Source organism: Mesorhizobium sp. M1E.F.Ca.ET.045.02.1.1, from assembly GCF_003952485.1.
GTDB lineage: Bacteria > Pseudomonadota > Alphaproteobacteria > Rhizobiales > Rhizobiaceae > Mesorhizobium.
Genome location: NZ_CP034447.1, coordinates 6137351 through 6151753, shown reverse-complemented (window position 1 = coordinate 6151753; position 14403 = coordinate 6137351). Strand labels below are relative to the sequence as shown.

11 protein-coding genes and 1 pseudogene are annotated in these 14403 nt (G+C 65.0%); 8 read left to right on the top strand and 4 right to left on the bottom strand.

Features of this window, described 5'->3' with window-relative positions; genetic code table 11:
- Positions 1–122 precede the first annotated feature (122 nt).
- From EJ070_RS29840 to EJ070_RS29805, 7 genes and pseudogenes are all read left to right on the top strand, one after another.
- Entirely contained in the window at positions 123–347 is a 225-nt protein-coding gene (locus EJ070_RS29840) for a hypothetical protein (RefSeq protein ID WP_126094565.1), read from the top strand.
- Positions 348–613: 266 nt separating this feature from the next.
- A complete protein-coding gene (gene ligD / locus EJ070_RS29830) occupies positions 614–3112 on the top strand; it encodes a DNA ligase D (protein ID WP_126094564.1) in 2499 nt (832 codons plus the stop codon).
- A 263-nt stretch (positions 3113–3375) separates the two neighbouring features.
- Positions 3376–4287 (top strand): Ku protein, encoded by a 912-nt coding sequence (locus EJ070_RS29825; RefSeq protein ID WP_126094563.1) that lies wholly within the window; start codon positions 3376–3378, stop codon positions 4285–4287.
- 14 nt (positions 4288–4301) lie between these two features.
- Positions 4302–5395: pseudogene (locus EJ070_RS29820) on the top strand (tetratricopeptide repeat protein).
- A gap of 215 nt (positions 5396–5610) precedes the next feature.
- Positions 5611–6246 carry an alpha/beta fold hydrolase gene (locus EJ070_RS29815; RefSeq protein ID WP_126094562.1) on the top strand — a complete coding sequence of 212 codons (636 nt, stop codon included), beginning with the start codon at positions 5611–5613 and terminating at the stop codon, positions 6244–6246.
- Positions 6247–6269: 23 nt separating this feature from the next.
- Positions 6270–7046 (top strand): exodeoxyribonuclease III, encoded by a 777-nt coding sequence (locus EJ070_RS29810; protein WP_126094561.1) that lies wholly within the window; start codon positions 6270–6272, stop codon positions 7044–7046.
- A gap of 190 nt (positions 7047–7236) precedes the next feature.
- Positions 7237–8415 carry a hypothetical protein gene (locus tag EJ070_RS29805; RefSeq protein ID WP_126094560.1) on the top strand — a complete coding sequence of 393 codons (1179 nt, stop codon included), beginning with the start codon at positions 7237–7239 and terminating at the stop codon, positions 8413–8415.
- A gap of 175 nt (positions 8416–8590) precedes the next feature.
- Here the strand turns inward: EJ070_RS29805 and EJ070_RS29800 are convergent, their stop codons facing one another.
- The 4 genes from EJ070_RS29800 to EJ070_RS29780 form a co-directional block, all read right to left on the bottom strand.
- Positions 8591–8677 carry a lasso RiPP family leader peptide-containing protein gene (locus EJ070_RS29800; RefSeq protein ID WP_126095956.1) on the bottom strand — a complete coding sequence of 29 codons (87 nt, stop codon included), beginning with the start codon at positions 8675–8677 and terminating at the stop codon, positions 8591–8593.
- A gap of 500 nt (positions 8678–9177) precedes the next feature.
- Positions 9178–10132, bottom strand: a protein-coding gene (locus tag EJ070_RS29790; protein ID WP_245464707.1) for an IS630 family transposase whose coding sequence is annotated in 2 segments (ribosomal slippage) — positions 9178–9814 and positions 9813–10132 — 957 coding nt in all. Because the reading frame shifts where the segments join, the coding sequence is not laid out codon by codon here.
- 406 nt (positions 10133–10538) lie between these two features.
- A complete protein-coding gene (locus tag EJ070_RS29785; RefSeq protein ID WP_126091547.1) occupies positions 10539–11726 on the bottom strand; it encodes an IS91 family transposase in 1188 nt (395 codons plus the stop codon).
- A gap of 13 nt (positions 11727–11739) precedes the next feature.
- The gene (locus EJ070_RS29780; protein WP_126094674.1) at positions 11740–12600 is read right to left on the bottom strand and encodes a site-specific integrase; all 861 of its coding nucleotides are present in this window, start codon (positions 12598–12600) and stop codon (positions 11740–11742) included.
- Between the two features lie 193 nt (positions 12601–12793).
- Between EJ070_RS29780 and EJ070_RS37510 the strand changes: the two genes are divergently transcribed.
- Positions 12794–14371, top strand: a complete 1578-nt coding sequence (locus EJ070_RS37510) for a WD40 repeat domain-containing protein (RefSeq protein WP_126094558.1) — start codon at positions 12794–12796, stop codon at positions 14369–14371.
- The last annotated feature ends 32 nt before the right edge of the window (positions 14372–14403 follow it).

The window sequence follows — 14403 nt, the reverse complement described above, 5'->3', positions numbered from 1 at the left end:
CTTTCGCAATCACGACCTTGCCGGAACGATCGCCGCCGTTGCGCCAAAATTGACTCCCCCGCCGCTCTCCGCCATCCTTATATCCGCCGCCCTTCACGCGGCAGCATGTTCAGAGTGAGGCCATGGCCAGTCCCGTCGCCAGAGAAAATTCCCGCCGCGCCGCGGTGAAGAAGGCGCTCGACCGCCACAAGGTCCATGTCACCGCGCAGAGCTTTTCCGGCGGCACCTACAGCGCGCGCGTGCTGGTCGATGGCGAGGCCTATTGGGTCGACGAGTTCCGGCTTGACCAGCTCAGGCAGGGGTTGACGCCCGCCGAGCTGGAATTGACGCCGGCCGCCGACGATTGAGCGTGGCTGCCGTCGTCTCGCACTGCGCCGGAAAATCCGAAATGCTGGCGGGACAGCACCCCCCTCTGTCCTGCCGGACATCTCCCCCGCAAGGGGGGAGATTGGCAGTTTCGCCGGCGGCGCCCTTCGTTCAACACTGGAGATTGGCGAAGGCCAACGCGACATCTGATCTCCCCCCTTGCGGGGGAGATGTCCGGCAGGACAGAGGGGGGTGTGACGGAACGCGGCCTTTGCCATTGTCTGCTCTGCGCCTTGGCGCCTAACCCATGCCCTCCAAGCTCAAATCCTACCGCGCCAAGCGAGAGTTCAGCCGCACGCCGGAGCCCACTGGCGGACTGATCGGCGAGGGCGGCAACCGCTTCGTCGTCCACAAGCACCACGCCACCGCCGACCATTACGACCTGCGCCTCGAAGTCGGCGGCGTGCTCAAAAGCTGGGCGGTGCCGCGCGGGCCTTCGCTCAACCCGGCCGACAAGCGCCTCGCCGTCGAGACCGAGGACCACCCCATCGAATATATCGACTTCGAGGGCGTCATCCCCGAAGGCGAATATGGCGGCGGGCCGATGATCGTCTGGGACACCGGCACCTGGGCGCCGATGGAGGATGTCGAAAAGAGCCTCAGGACCGGCGCCTTCAAGTTCCGGCTGGCCGGCCAGAAGCTCAATGGCGGCTGGATGCTGACCAGGCTGAAGCCCAAGCCCGGCGAGGACGAGAACAAGAAGAACTGGCTCTTGTTCAAGGAGCGCGACCTCGCCTCCGACACCAAGCTGGACATTCTGGAGGCGCGGCCGGAAAGCGTGAAGTCCGGCCGCCGCATTGAAGAGCTGGCGGCGCCGCGGAAGAAGCCGCAGCGCCTGCCGCCGAGAGCCGGCTCATTGAAGCCGGGCACGCTGCCTGGCGCCGTCAAGGGCGACCCGCCGACCCGCATCGAGCCGCAGCTCGCTACCCAGGTGACGGAGCCGCCGGGCAGCGAACACCCCGCACAGAAAACCCGCGAGCTCTGGCTGCACGAGATCAAGTTCGACGGCTACCGCACCATGGCGCATGTCATCGATGGCGAGGTGCGGCTGATCACTCGCGGCGGCATCGACTGGACGAAGCGCTATGGCAATCTCCCGCAGGCCTTCTCGCGCCTGCCGGTCAGCCGGGCGATCATCGATGGCGAGATCATGGTTCTCGACGAGAAGGGCATCTCGCGCTTCGCGCTGCTCCAGGACGCGCTGGCCGAGGGCGCCGGCTCGAAGCTGCATTTTTACGCCTTCGATCTTCTCCACCTCGACGGCTGGGATCTGCGCAAGGTGCCGCTGCAGAAGCGTAAGGCATTGCTTGCCGAACTGCTCGCCGGTCAGGCCGCCAATTCCGCCATCCAGTACAGCGACCATGTCGAAGGCGACGGGCGAGGTCTATACGAACAGGCGACGGAACTGGGGTTGGAAGGCGTCATCTCCAAACGCGCCGACGCCATCTACCAGAGCGGCCGCACCAAGAGCTGGACCAAGATCAAGGCGCAAAAGACAGGCGATTTCGTCATCGCCGGCTACACTGTCTCCGACCGGGCGGAGGGGCTGGCGGCGCTCGGCATGGCCGAGTTCGAGGATGGCGAATTGCATTATCGCGGCAAGGTCGGCACCGGCTTCGACCGCGACATGGCGACGGACCTGCTCGCCAGGCTGGAGCGGCTGACGGCCGGCGCCACGCCGCCCGAAGGCGTGCCGCGCGAGATCATGCGCGAGATGCACTGGGTCAAGCCGCTGCTCTCGGCCCGCATCCACTACGCCAACCGCACCGCCGACAATGCCTTGCGCCACGGCGTCTTTCGCGGGTTGCGCGATGTCGGCGGCCTGACCACGCCGGTGCCGGTCAAGCGCAAGCGGCTGATCGCGGAATCCGACCTTGCCGCCATTTGGGTCACCAATCCGGAGCGGCGGCTTTTCGGCAAGACCGGGCCGACCAAGCTCGACATCGCCGTCTACTACGCGCTGGTCGGCGATTTCATGCTGCCGCACATCATCGGCCGCCCGGTGTCGCTGGTGCGCTGCCCGACCGGCAAGCCACAGGACTGCTTCTTCCAGCGCCACGCCTTCACCGGCATGCCGCCATCGGTAGCGGTGTTCGAGTCCACCAATTCGGAAGGCGAGACCAAGACCTATCTCTCGGTCGAGGACGCCAAGGGCTACCTTGCGCTGGCGCAGTTCGGCGTTGTCGAGTTCCACACCTGGGGCGCGCACCGCACCAGGCTCGACAAGCCGGATCAGATCGTCTTCGACCTCGACCCGGGCGAGGGGATTTCCTGGCGCGAGGTGGTCGAGGCTGCCGTCCACATCAAGGGTGGGCTGGAAAGCCTCGGCCTGGTGCCGTTCGCGAAGACCTCCGGAGGCAAGGGCATCCACATCACCGTGCCGGTGACGGAGAAGCAGAATTGGAAGAAACTGCACCAGGCCTCGAGCGCCATTTCCACCTTTCTCGCCGCGACCGCGCCTGACACCTTCACCACGACGATGGGCAAGGAAAACCGCAGGCGCCGCATCTTTATCGATTTCCACCGCAACGCCCGCGGCCACACCTCCGCGGCGCCCTATTCGCTGCGCGCCCGCACCAATTTGCCGGCCTCGACCCCGGTGAGTTGGACGGACCTGGAGACGATCGACGCGCCGGAGGATCTGAACTACGCCTCGCTGCCAGGGCTCTTGGAGACGTCGGGCGATCCCTGGGCGGAGATCGATGAGGCTGCGAGGGATTTGCCTTCCCGTTTTTCGTCATTCTAGGGTCTGCGCGCGTCGCTTCGCTCCTTGCTTCGCCCTAGAATGACGAAGCATCAAGGCTTTCGGCCAATCGCCAGCGTCTCAATCCCTCTCCATCGACGCTTCCTACAATTTGAACTATCCTCCGGCCCAATCCGCCCCAAAAACACTTCGTCAGCAATTTGCATGTACCATCAGGGGTCGGTGTAGGATTTCCGCAGCCTCATTCGTCCTTCGGACGAAGCGCTGCAATTAACCGTCAGTGCATGGCCGCGTAGGAGTTCATCATGGCGCCCAGGGCAAGTTGGAAAGGTTATCTCAAGCTCAGCCTCGTCAGCTGTCCGGTTCGGCTCTATCCGGCCACCAGCGCGAGCGAGCGCATCTCGTTCAACCAGTTGCACAAGAAGACCCACAACCGCATCAACATGAAGCCGGTCGACCCCGAGCTCGGCCTGGTCGAACGCTCGGATCTGGTAAGAGGCTACGAATACGAGGACAAGCAGTACATCATCATCGATGATGCCGACCTCGACGCGGTGAGGATCGAATCCAACCACACGATGAACATCGAGGCCTTCGTCGACGAGGACGAGGTCGATGTCATTTACCAGGACTCGCCCTATTATCTGGCACCCGACGGCGCCATGGCGGAGGAAACCTTCGCCGTGCTGCGGGAAGCCATGCGCAAATCCGGCAAGCTGGCGATTGCGCGCCTCGTTCTCTCCAGCCGTGAGCGTGTCGTGACGATCGGCGCGCGCGAGAACGGCATGTTCGTCTGCACCTTGAGGAACCCCAACGAAGTGCGCGGCACGGCTGAATATTTCGGCAACATCCCGGCGGGTAAGCCGGACCCGGAAATGCTGGAGCTTGCCCAGGCGCTGATCAAGCAGAAGGAAACCCACTTCGATCCGAAGAACTATGAGGATCGCTACGAAGTGGCGCTGATGGCGATGATCCGCGAGAAGCTGAAAGGCCACAAGCCGATCATCGCGGCGGCACCGGAGCGCGGCAATGTCATCAACCTGATGGATGCGCTGAAGGCGAGCCTGTCGCAGCAGGCGAAGCCGCCGGCCAAGTCGAAGAGCAAGGCCGAAGAGGCGCCGGCCAAGCCCGCCAGGAAGGCGGCCGCCGGTGGCGGCGCGCCTGAGAATCCGCTGAAGGCGAACCTGTTGAAGGCCGTCGGCAAGAGCAAGAAGTGACTGGAGGGCCGGCGATCGTTCCCGGCGCCGTCTTCGGCGTCGTTGGCGCGTTTGTAGCCTTTCCGCTCAGGCTCGGCGCGCGCGAGGTCGAGCGCCGACATGCCGAGCTGAGGCGCGGCGTCACGCGCCGCACCACGCATGTCGTGTTCGGCCGCGCGCTTCTCGTCAAGCCGACGAAGGCCGACGACGCCGAGATCGAGCGTCGCGCGAAAGCCGAGCGCGGCGCCGGGCGTGCGCTCATCAGCGAGAACGGGTTTCTGCGCCTGCTCGGGCTGATGAAAGCGCCGGAGGCGTCCTCGCTTTCCAGGCAATCTCTCATCGACCAGTCGCGGCTTACCGGCGACGATCTCGACATGCTGTCGCTGTTCGACGCCTTCGAGCATGATGCCGAGCCTTACTCCTTCCGCGACCTGATCCTGGCCCGCAAATATGCGGGGCTGATCGCCAGCGGCGCCACCTGGGGCGCGATCGCGCGCTCCGTCCACCGCTCCGGCCCGGTTGCCTCGCTCACCGCCAAGTCGCTCAACCTTGGCTCGCAGCATGGCAGGCCGGATGCGATCTATCTCGACGATGGGATGAGCGAACTCGACGGCCAGCTCCTGTTCGATCTCGGCTCACCGGAAGACGACACGATTGAGGAGTTGTTCGCCGAGGCCGAAGCCGCGGAAGAGGGGGGCGCCACGACGACGCGGCCGCGCTCTACCAGCGCTGCCTGGCGATCGATCCCAAGGATGCCATCGCCGCCTTCAACCGCGCCAACTGCCTGCGCGGCGCCGGCCGTGTGGCCGACGCCGCGCACGACTACGCCCGTGCGATAAAACTCGATCCGGGCTTTGTCGAAGCCTGGTTCAATCTTGCCGGGCTGATGAGCGACGAGGGCAAGGTGGCGTCGGCGAGAAGGCATTTGCAAAAAGCGATCGCGCTCGACAAGGCCTATGCCGATCCGGTGTTCAACCTTGCGCGGCTGGAATTCGACGCCGGAAATCTGAATGAGGCCCGCCGGTTGTGGGTGCGCTATCTCGAGCTCGATGCGGGGTCAGAATGGGCAAGGCTGGCGCAGAAGGGGATACAGTTCGTGGACCTGCACATGGCGCGCACGGCGGGGTGAGCGCCTCTCCTCCTCCCCTTGTGGGGGAAGGTGGATCGGCGCGCAGCGCCGAGACGGATGAGGGGTGTTGGAAGGAATGAGACGCTGGTGATCTTGTCGTTTGCCGGGAAATCGATGGGCGTGTCCGCCAAGCTGGAGCACCCCTCATCCGACCGAGCTTCGCTCGGCCACCTTCTCCCACAAGGGGAGAAGGGGTCGCCCACGCCGGAGACGCCATGACCTACTTCCTCTTCGACGGCCCCGAATCCGCCCCCGTCACCATCCTGCTCGCCCACGGCGCCGGCGCGCCGATGGATTCCGCCTCGATGGCCGCCACTGCCAAGGCGCTTGCCACCGCCGGCTTTCGCGTCGCGCGCTTCGAGTTCCACTACATGGCGGCGCGCCGCTACGGCCACCGCAAGCCGCCGCCGCGCGCCGAGACGGTGAATCCCGAATACATCAAGGCGATCGCCGATCTGCGCGCCAAGGGCGTGACCGGCAAGCTCATCATCGGCGGCAAGTCGATGGGCGGGCGCGTCGCCTCCATGGTCGCCGACGAGATGTTCGCCAAGGGCGAGATCGCCGGCCTGGTCTGCCTCGGCTATCCCTTCCATCCGCCCGGCAAGCCGGAGCAACTCCGGACAAAACACCTCGCTGACTTGAAGACCCCGACACTGATCTTCCAGGGCACGCGCGACGAGTTCGGCACGAAGGACGAGGTCGCGACCTACGGCCTGTCCGAGGCTATTCAGGTGGTCTGGCTGGAGGACGGCGACCACGACCTGAAACCCCGCAAGGCGGTGTCGGGGTTTTCGACGGCAGATCATCTGAAGACGGTGGCGGAGACGGTGAGGGCCTGGATCGCGGGCTGATTGCGCCGACGAGTCTGACTTGAATGAAACTCGCCACCTTCAACATTAACAACATCAACAGCCGGCTGGAAAACCTTCTCGCCTGGCTGGCCGTCGCCAAACCCGATGTCGTCTGCCTGCAGGAGCTCAAGGCGCGCGACACGCAGTTTCCGTTGACCCGGCTGGCGAACGCCGGCTACGGCGCGGTGTGGAAGGGCGAGCCTACCTGGAACGGCGTCGCCATTCTCGCGCGCGGCGCCGAGCCGGTGCTGACGCGCGACGCGCTGCCCGGCGACGATGGCGACCGGCAGGCGCGCTACATCGAGGCGGCGGTCGACGGCATCGTCATTGCCTGCCTCTATGCGCCGAACGGCAATCCGCAACCGGGGCCGAAATTCGCCTACAAGCTCGCCTGGCACGAGCGCTTCGCGGCCCATGCCAGCGAGCTTCTCGACACCGGCCTGCCGGTGGTGCTCGCCGGCGACTACAACATCGTGCCCGAGCCGCGCGACATCTACCAAACCCGCTCCTATGACGACAACGCGCTGGTGCAGCCTGAAAGCCGCGCCGCCTTCGCCGCGCTCATCGAGCAGGGCTGGACGGATGCGCTGCGAAAAGTCTTCCCGAAGGAGGAGAAGCTCTACACTTTCTGGGACTACCGCCGGAACCGCTGGCCGCGCGACGCGGGGCTGAGACTCGACCACGTCCTGTTGTCGAAGAAACTGGTGCGCAAGCTGAGAGGGGCCGGCATCGATCGCGGGGTGCGTGGACAGGACAACGCCAGCGATCACGCGCCGGTGTGGGTGGAGGTGGCTACCTGACCTTCTCCCACAAGGGGAGAAGGGCAAGTCGGCGCTGTCCCTCCAGCATTTCAAGGCCTGCGCTTAGCGTTTAATCAGTGGTGGTTGTGCGGCATCGACGTCCCACGCTAGTTTTGCAAGTCATAAAAAGGGGGGGCAGACTTTATGCTTTTCATCTTGAATATTTTTGTCCAGCCATCGCTCGCCCGCCATGGCTAATACCCTCATCCTTCTCGTCTCGGCCCTCTTCCTCGCCGGCGCGATCGCTCTCATCATTCTCGCCCGGCATCTCCATCGCACGCGCCGCAAGGCGCGCGGCAGCGCCGATCCCGCGCGCGATTATGCGCCCCGCACCAACTGGAGCGGCGGTCGCGGAACGCTCAACTATTCCTCCTTCGTCTTCATGGATGTCGACGGCGACGGGAAATTCGGAAAGGCCGACCGCCCGATAGGCGGCATCGTGGTGCGGGCCTATGACGAGAAGGGCGCCTTCCTCGCAGCGGTGCGCACCAACAATGGCGGCTTTGCCAATTTCGTCATGTCGACAAAGAAGCGCCGCGCGGTCCTGCGCAAGCCTGGAACCTACCGCTTCTGCGTCTCCGTGCCGAAAGGCTGGCGCGTCAGCACCGGCAACGAGAACCAGTCGCTGAGGCTCAGCGGATTGCCAGGCTCACCCGCCGGCCTGGTGGGAGAGGATCTGCCCGCGATGGTCGGCCTCTCGCCAGCGCGCTTCGTGCGCGGCATCGCGGAGGCCGAGGCAACGCTTTCGCTGCTGGGCAAGGGCAGGCTGCTGGAGACCAGGCCGATCGCGCCCGGCAGCTTCCATATCGATCTTCCCGCCGAGGCCGACACGCTTGCGATTGCGGGCTCGGGTCTTGACCGGCGCCTCGCGCTCTCGCCCTATCCGGCCGATCTAGGCCTTTTGCGGCCGGGCGCGATCGCCGCCAAGGCGGCGCTCGAGACGGTCGGCTTCGACGACGTCACCGCGCTGCCCTTCCAGAAAGTCCCTTCCGGCCATGGCGGGCTCGACTGGCGCAACCTCAACGCCCTGACGAGCCAATATGTCAAGGACAGCGAGGGGTATCTCAACGGCAATCTCTCTGGCGGCCATGTGACCTACACCAGCAGCGGCCATCCGGCGGAGTTCGGCCGTGCCACGCCCTTCGGCTTCCATTCGGCGATGCTCGCCGCCGCATGGCTGGCCTCGGAAGGCGAGGTGGCGCTGGTCGAAAGCTGGCTCGGCGACGATCTCGTCGCCAGCGACGAGATCGTGCTTTCGGCGCTGACGCCGGTCCATTACGCGCCGATGCTGAAGGCGGTGACGCGCGTGCGCATCTCCACGAAGCACTACTGGCAGGCTGTGCTGGATGAACTGGTGCTGGCGCGGTGAGGCCGGTCTTCGCCCAGTTTATCTGCCACTGACGGGCCTTATGCGGAATTGCCGTAGTCTTGCCCTTCTGGCGAGGATCGGCTCCACAGCCCTGACAAGCACAAAGGAGCGACATCGAGAACGATGCCGCTCCTCAACTGCGCCGCGGTTCAACTGCGCCGCGGTGCGAATTCGATCAGCCTCGAGAGGGGGCGTTCAGCGCCGTGACTGCCGAAAGCTTGCCCTTGCGGACGACGGTCGGCTTCTCGTATGTCTTCTTCACTGTCTAAATCCTCCAATTATCCTGAATGCAAATTCACCGGCAGGCATCAACGCGCCGTGCCAGAACACCCTAGCACGAGCCGATCAGGCTCTTCCGTACCTGCAGTGGTTAAGTCGGCGTGGAAAGCGACTGCGCTACAACCGACGAAAGCCGGCCCTTTTTCACCAGGGAAGGCCTCTCGTAAATCTTCTTCATGCCAAGCTCTCCTGAAAATCCCCGCCGGATAATGTCATAGGGGGCATTCTTGTCAACCAAGCCGGCTGGTAGTCCAGTCTATTCTTTGGAAATGTGGCTTTCTGCTCACAGGTTGGCCGGTCACCATGCGAAAGACAAAGAACCGCGCGCACCAAGCACCGGGATATTGGTTCGCAGTCCGGGTAATCCGAACAACGGCCGCAAGCTGGATGGAAAAGACAGGCCTCGCCAAGGCATATTTATCTTATCTCGTGTGATGCCTCACACTTAGCCTTGGCAAGAAGCTCGGCTAGAGCGGCGGACTTTCATGTGAGTCCATAGCCTGCGGCAGTGAAGTAGTTTCTGCATTCTGTTGGAGAGAAGAGATTGCAGATATCGCCGATGGCCTGCCACAGGGCGTCGATGGTTCTGATGGCCCTTGCGCGCAGATGCGCCTTGAGCTTGGCGAAGGCCATTTCGATCGGGTTGAGATCGGGGCTGTAGGGCGGCAGGAAGAGCAGCCATGCGCCTCTGGCCCGGATGGCTGCCTCGGCGGCCGGACTCTTGTGGGCAGCGAGATTGTCGAGGATGACGACATCGCCCTTTGCCAGCGTCGGAGCGAGCTGCGTTTCGACGTAGGTCTCGAAGATGCGGCGGTTCATTGGCGTGTCGACGACGAAAGGGGCGGTGAGCCCATGGCAGCGCAGCCCGGCGATGAAGGTCTGCGTCTTCCAATGTCCGAACGGTGCCTTTGAGCGCAACCGCCGACCCTTCAGGCAGCGACCGCGCGGGCGCGTCATCTTCGTCGTGGTTCCGGTCTCGTCAATAAACACCAGCCGATGTGGCTCAAGCCGCATCCGCGGCTGGCGTTTGGCCCGCCACTCCTGGCGCGCCTTGCTGATGTCGGGTCGATCTTGCTCGCTGGCCAGCAGCGTTTTTTTTGAAGCGGTAGCCGTTCCTGATGAGCCAACGTGAGATCGAGGCGGGAGCGACCTGGACGCCTGCAGCAGTAACCAACTCGGCGGCAAGCTCCGGCATGGTGATGTCGTCCTTCTCGGCCACACAACCAAGCAGGAACGCACGATGCGGGTCGAGCTTGGAATGGCGGCGACCCCCGCTGGCTTTGGGCGCCAGGCTCTCGGTCTTTCGATAGTTCCTCATCAGGATCACGACGAACGAAACCGACACCCCAAAATGTGCCGCCGCCGCACGCCGCGAATGGCCAGCCTCGACAAACCGTACAACGCGTTCACGCAAATCGAGCGAATAAGGCTTGGGCATGGCAAATCACCTCCATAAGGAAGTGAATCACAAACCCAACATCAGTGGAATCTGGAGGCTTCTGTGAGGTCCGTTGGCTCGACGGAGCCGCTTGGCACGACGTCGGACCTCATTGCAAGCCGGATTGAACGGAGCCGCGGGTCGGTCTGGCGCTATGGGGATTGTAGCCCTGCGGAGCGGTGGGGATTGTCTTTGCCAGGCCGATGAACGGCGTTCGCGGTTCGACCACGGCGATGGAGAGCATGGCGGAAGGCAAAACCGTGATGGCGTGAACCGTCAGACAGGTAGCAGTGGCCTCTACCGCTGGTCTGGCTGCTTGCGGCTTTGTGCGATGGGGCAAAGGTCTGGGTGCCGGCGCGCAAGGCGACGGGTGCCGAACCAGACGATGTGGACGCACTCGGCGTGATCATGAGGTGTCATTCCAGAAGGGGGTCGGCGCCTGCCCGCATCGCCAGGTGGCGAGCGTGACCATCGCCCCTCCGCAGCATGGGCAGCGATGCGTCAACGCCAGGCGCCCGGCGGCGACAGCGGCGCTTTCGGCACTCGGTTCGAGATTGTTCTGCTGTTGGCTGGCCAGCAGTCGGCGGCACAGGCCGAGCTTGGCGGCGCGATGACCGTTGGCGAGGAAGCCGTAATGACGGATGCGGTGGAAGCCGTCGGGCAGCGTGTGCAGGAGGAAGCGGCGGATGAACTCATCGGCATCGAGCGTCATGACCTTCGTCCTGCCGCCATGACGATAATCCCGCCAGCGGAACGCGACGCGATCGTCGGCCATGCTGACCAGCCGGGAATTGGCGATGGCGACGCGATGGGTGTAGCGGCCGAGATAAGCCAGTACCTGTTGCGGGCCGCCGAAGGGCGGCTTGGCGTAGACGACCCATTCGAGGTGACGGACTTCGGCGAGCAAACGGGCGAAGGCATCGGGCTTTGCCAGGTGGGCGAGATCGCCGAAGAAGCCCAGCCGGCCCGCATCATGGGCCACTCGCAGTTCCTCCAGGAAGCGGCGGCGAAACAGGCGCGACAGCACGCGCACGGGTAAAAAGAATCCCGGCCTGCACGAGATCCAGCGTGCGCCGTCGGGCGAGACGCCGCCGCCCGGCACGATGCAATGCAGATGGGGATGGTAGGTGAGAGTCTGGCCCCAGCTGTGCAGCACTGCGATGAGGCCGATCTCGGCGCCCAGATGTCTGGGATCGGCGGCGATCGTGCGCAGCGTCTCGGCCGCCGCCTTGAACAGGATCGTGTAGAGCGCCGTCTTGTTGTGGAAGGCGATCGCGGCGACCTCGGCCGGCAGCGTGAACACCACATGGAAGTAGGGCACCGGCAGCAGCTCGTCCTGCCGCGCGGCGAGCCAGTCCCGGCAGGCCTGGCTCTGGCACTTGGGGCAATGCCGGTTGCGGCAGGAATTGTAGGCCACGCGAATCGACCCGCAGGAGCGGCAGCCCTCGACATGACCGCCCAGTTCGGCGGTCCGGCATAGCTCGATCGCGCTCATCGTGCGGCGCTCGACGCGCCCGAGATGGCCGTCATGGGCCTGCCGATACGCCTCGCCATGGCGGCGGAAGATATCCGCCACCTCCAGTCTCGCCGGCATGGGCGGGACCGGATCAACCCGGCGGCACGACCTCGACGTTCAGCCGGTCGAGCGGGCTCGTCGTGCGCCGGATTAGGCCGTTCGAGACCCTGGTGTAGCGCGCCGTGCTCGACAGGTTGTTGTGGCCGAGGAGAACCTGGATGATACGGATGTCGGTGCCGTTCTCCAGAAGATGCGTGGCGAAAGAGTGCCTGAGCGTGTGGACCGTCACCCGCTTGTCGATGCCGGCGGCCGCACGCGCCGAGCGACAGGCGGAATACAGCACCTGCACATCGATAGGGCGATCGGCGCCGCGCCCGGGAAACAGCCAGTCCTGCGGCTTCGCCAGCCGCCAGTAGATCCGCAGGATGCGCAGAAGCTGCGCCGACAGCATCACGGTGCGGTCCTTGCCGCCCTTGCCATGCTCGATCCGGATGACGCCGCGACCGCTGTCGATGTCGCCGACCTTTAGGCCGACGGTCTCCGAGGCGCGAAGTCCAGCAGCGTAGGCTGTGGTCAGGGCCGTGCGCGTCTTCAGGCTCGGGACCGCTTCCAGGAACCTGACCACCTCGTCGGCGCTCAACACCACTGGCAGCGTGCGTGGTAAGCGGGCGTAGACAATGCGCTCCGGGATCTCGGCATGGCCCAACGTCACGCCGTAGAAGAACCGCAGTGCGCACACCGTCTGGTTCAGCGCCGGCCACGAAATCCCCGTTGAAACCAGATGCACCTGGAAGGCGCGCACGTCCTCAAGGCCAAGCCGGTCAGGGGAGCGGCCAAAGTAGCGCGAAAACTTCGCCACCGCATGCACGTAGGATCGCTGGGTGGCCGGCGACAAATTGCGGATCGTCATGTCCTCGATCATGCGCCGGCGAAGAGGGCTCAACTCGACCATCTCATTGCTCCTGTTCTCGAGATTGCGCTTCAACAGCCACAATCCTTCAAAACAGAAGCGTCACCCGCAAACCGATCCGCCAAATGCCGCGTTAGCGGCTTCGTTCAATCCTTCACGATTCAACCTGAACGTCCGACGCTCTAGGATGTTGAAGCCGCTTCGGTCATCGGACGGGCGGCCGCGGGGGGCGCTGATGAAAAGTTCGACCGACAGGCTGCTGGCGCTGGCGATGCTCGTCGTCGGCTTCGCCTGCTTCGCCAAGCTCTATCTGGCGCTGGGCGGCGAGCCGCCAGCCACGACGCGCGCCGGGATCTTGGGCGCGGCAGGCGTGCTCTCGGTCCTTGCCGGGTTTTTGTTCCTCGCGGGCCTGCTGCCGGCGGCGGCAAGGCATGATCCTTCCGCGCCTCTCTTCGGCCGTGACGCCGAGGTGGCGCCCGCCGGACGTCCCACGCTGCGCCGCATCGCGCTTGCCGTGCCGGTGCTTGCCCTGCTCGTAATCGTCGCCGACCAGCCCGGCCCGTGGCGGTCGTCCGACGGCGAAGCGGCCGCACCGACCGAGCCCAAGGAGGTCGCCGTCGTCCCCGCGCAGCCCGCGGAGCCTGTGCCGGCTCAGGCTCCACAGCCGGCTACCCCTGCTCAGGAATCGGTGGCGAGGCCGCCCGCCGAGCCTGTTGCGGCGCCTGCCCGGCCGACGCCCCTGACCGAGGTGCCGCCCGACCTGGCGCGCGCTCCGCCAGCCCAGCCGTCGACGCAGCAGGCTTCCCCGGCGCCCACGGAGCCCGCCCAGCGGACAGCGCTGGCTCCTCCTACGCCACCCGAAACGGTCGCTCCGCCTCCGCCGACGCCTCCGGCCCGGCCGACCGCGCCCGAAGGCCATCGCGACGCCGTCGTCTGGCTGGCGGTCTCGGCCGATGGGCACGAGATCATGAGCGCCAGCACCGACCGCATGATCAAGCTCTGGGACATCGACGGCAAAAGGCTGATCCGCGACCTCGGAGCCCACAAGGACATGGCGCGCACGGCGCTCTTCATGCCGGACGGCAAAACCGCGCTGACCGCCGGCGACGACGGCGAGATCGTGCTGCGTCAGCTTTCCGACGGCGCGGTGCTGCACGTTTTTTCGTCAGGCCTGAACGGCGGTGTCAACAAGCTGGCGATCACCTCGGACGGCAAACGTGCGGTCAGCGGGCATAACACCATGGGCAAGGTCATCGTCTGGGATATCGAGAAGGGCTCCGCGCTGCATGTGATGGCCGGGCACTTCTGGCCGGTCAGCGCCGTCGCCGTCTCCCCCGACGGCACCCGCGCGCTCACCGCCAGTATCGATGGCGAACTGAAGCTCTGGGACATCGTCGCCGGCAGAGAACTGCGTAGCTGGCATGGTCATGACCGCGGCGCCTATGGCGCCGTCTTCACTGCCGACGGCCATCATGCGGTGACCGGCAGCGGCGACTGCACGATCAAGCTCTGGGATCTCGACGGTTTCAAGGAGGTGCGCCGTTTCGACGGCCATTCCGAAACCGTCTATGCGCTGGCGCTATCGGCCGACGGCAAACGGCTGGCCTCCGGCTCGCTCGATGGCACGGCCAGGCTATGGAACATGGATACCGGCGCCGAGATCGCCGAGTTCGAGCCCGGCACCGGCCCGATCTACGCGGTCGCCTTCGCCGCCGACGGCACGCTGCTCACCGGCGGCATCGACCGCACCATCCGCGACTGGCCGGCGGCGGGCGGGGATGGGGTGGTGCTGTTCGCGGGGGCGCCGGAATAAAAAGAGACGTCCACAACCGGGGATATTCCAGA

Bases quoted from the DNA above. Each gene is read 5' to 3' on its own strand.
- EJ070_RS29840 (WP_126094565.1), top strand. From the start codon at position 123: ATGGCCAGTCCCGTCGCCAGAGAAAATTCCCGCCGCGCCGCGGTGAAG.
- ligD (WP_126094564.1), top strand. From the start codon at position 614: ATGCCCTCCAAGCTCAAATCCTACCGCGCCAAGCGAGAGTTCAGCCGC.
- EJ070_RS29825 (WP_126094563.1), top strand. From the start codon at position 3,376: ATGGCGCCCAGGGCAAGTTGGAAAGGTTATCTCAAGCTCAGCCTCGTC.
- EJ070_RS29815 (WP_126094562.1), top strand. From the start codon at position 5,611: ATGACCTACTTCCTCTTCGACGGCCCCGAATCCGCCCCCGTCACCATC.
- EJ070_RS29810 (WP_126094561.1), top strand. From the start codon at position 6,270: ATGAAACTCGCCACCTTCAACATTAACAACATCAACAGCCGGCTGGAA.
- EJ070_RS29805 (WP_126094560.1), top strand. From the start codon at position 7,237: ATGGCTAATACCCTCATCCTTCTCGTCTCGGCCCTCTTCCTCGCCGGC.
- EJ070_RS29785 (WP_126091547.1), bottom strand. From the start codon at position 11,726: ATGCCGGCGAGACTGGAGGTGGCGGATATCTTCCGCCGCCATGGCGAG.
- EJ070_RS29780 (WP_126094674.1), bottom strand. From the start codon at position 12,600: ATGGTCGAGTTGAGCCCTCTTCGCCGGCGCATGATCGAGGACATGACG.
- EJ070_RS37510 (WP_126094558.1), top strand. From the start codon at position 12,794: ATGAAAAGTTCGACCGACAGGCTGCTGGCGCTGGCGATGCTCGTCGTC.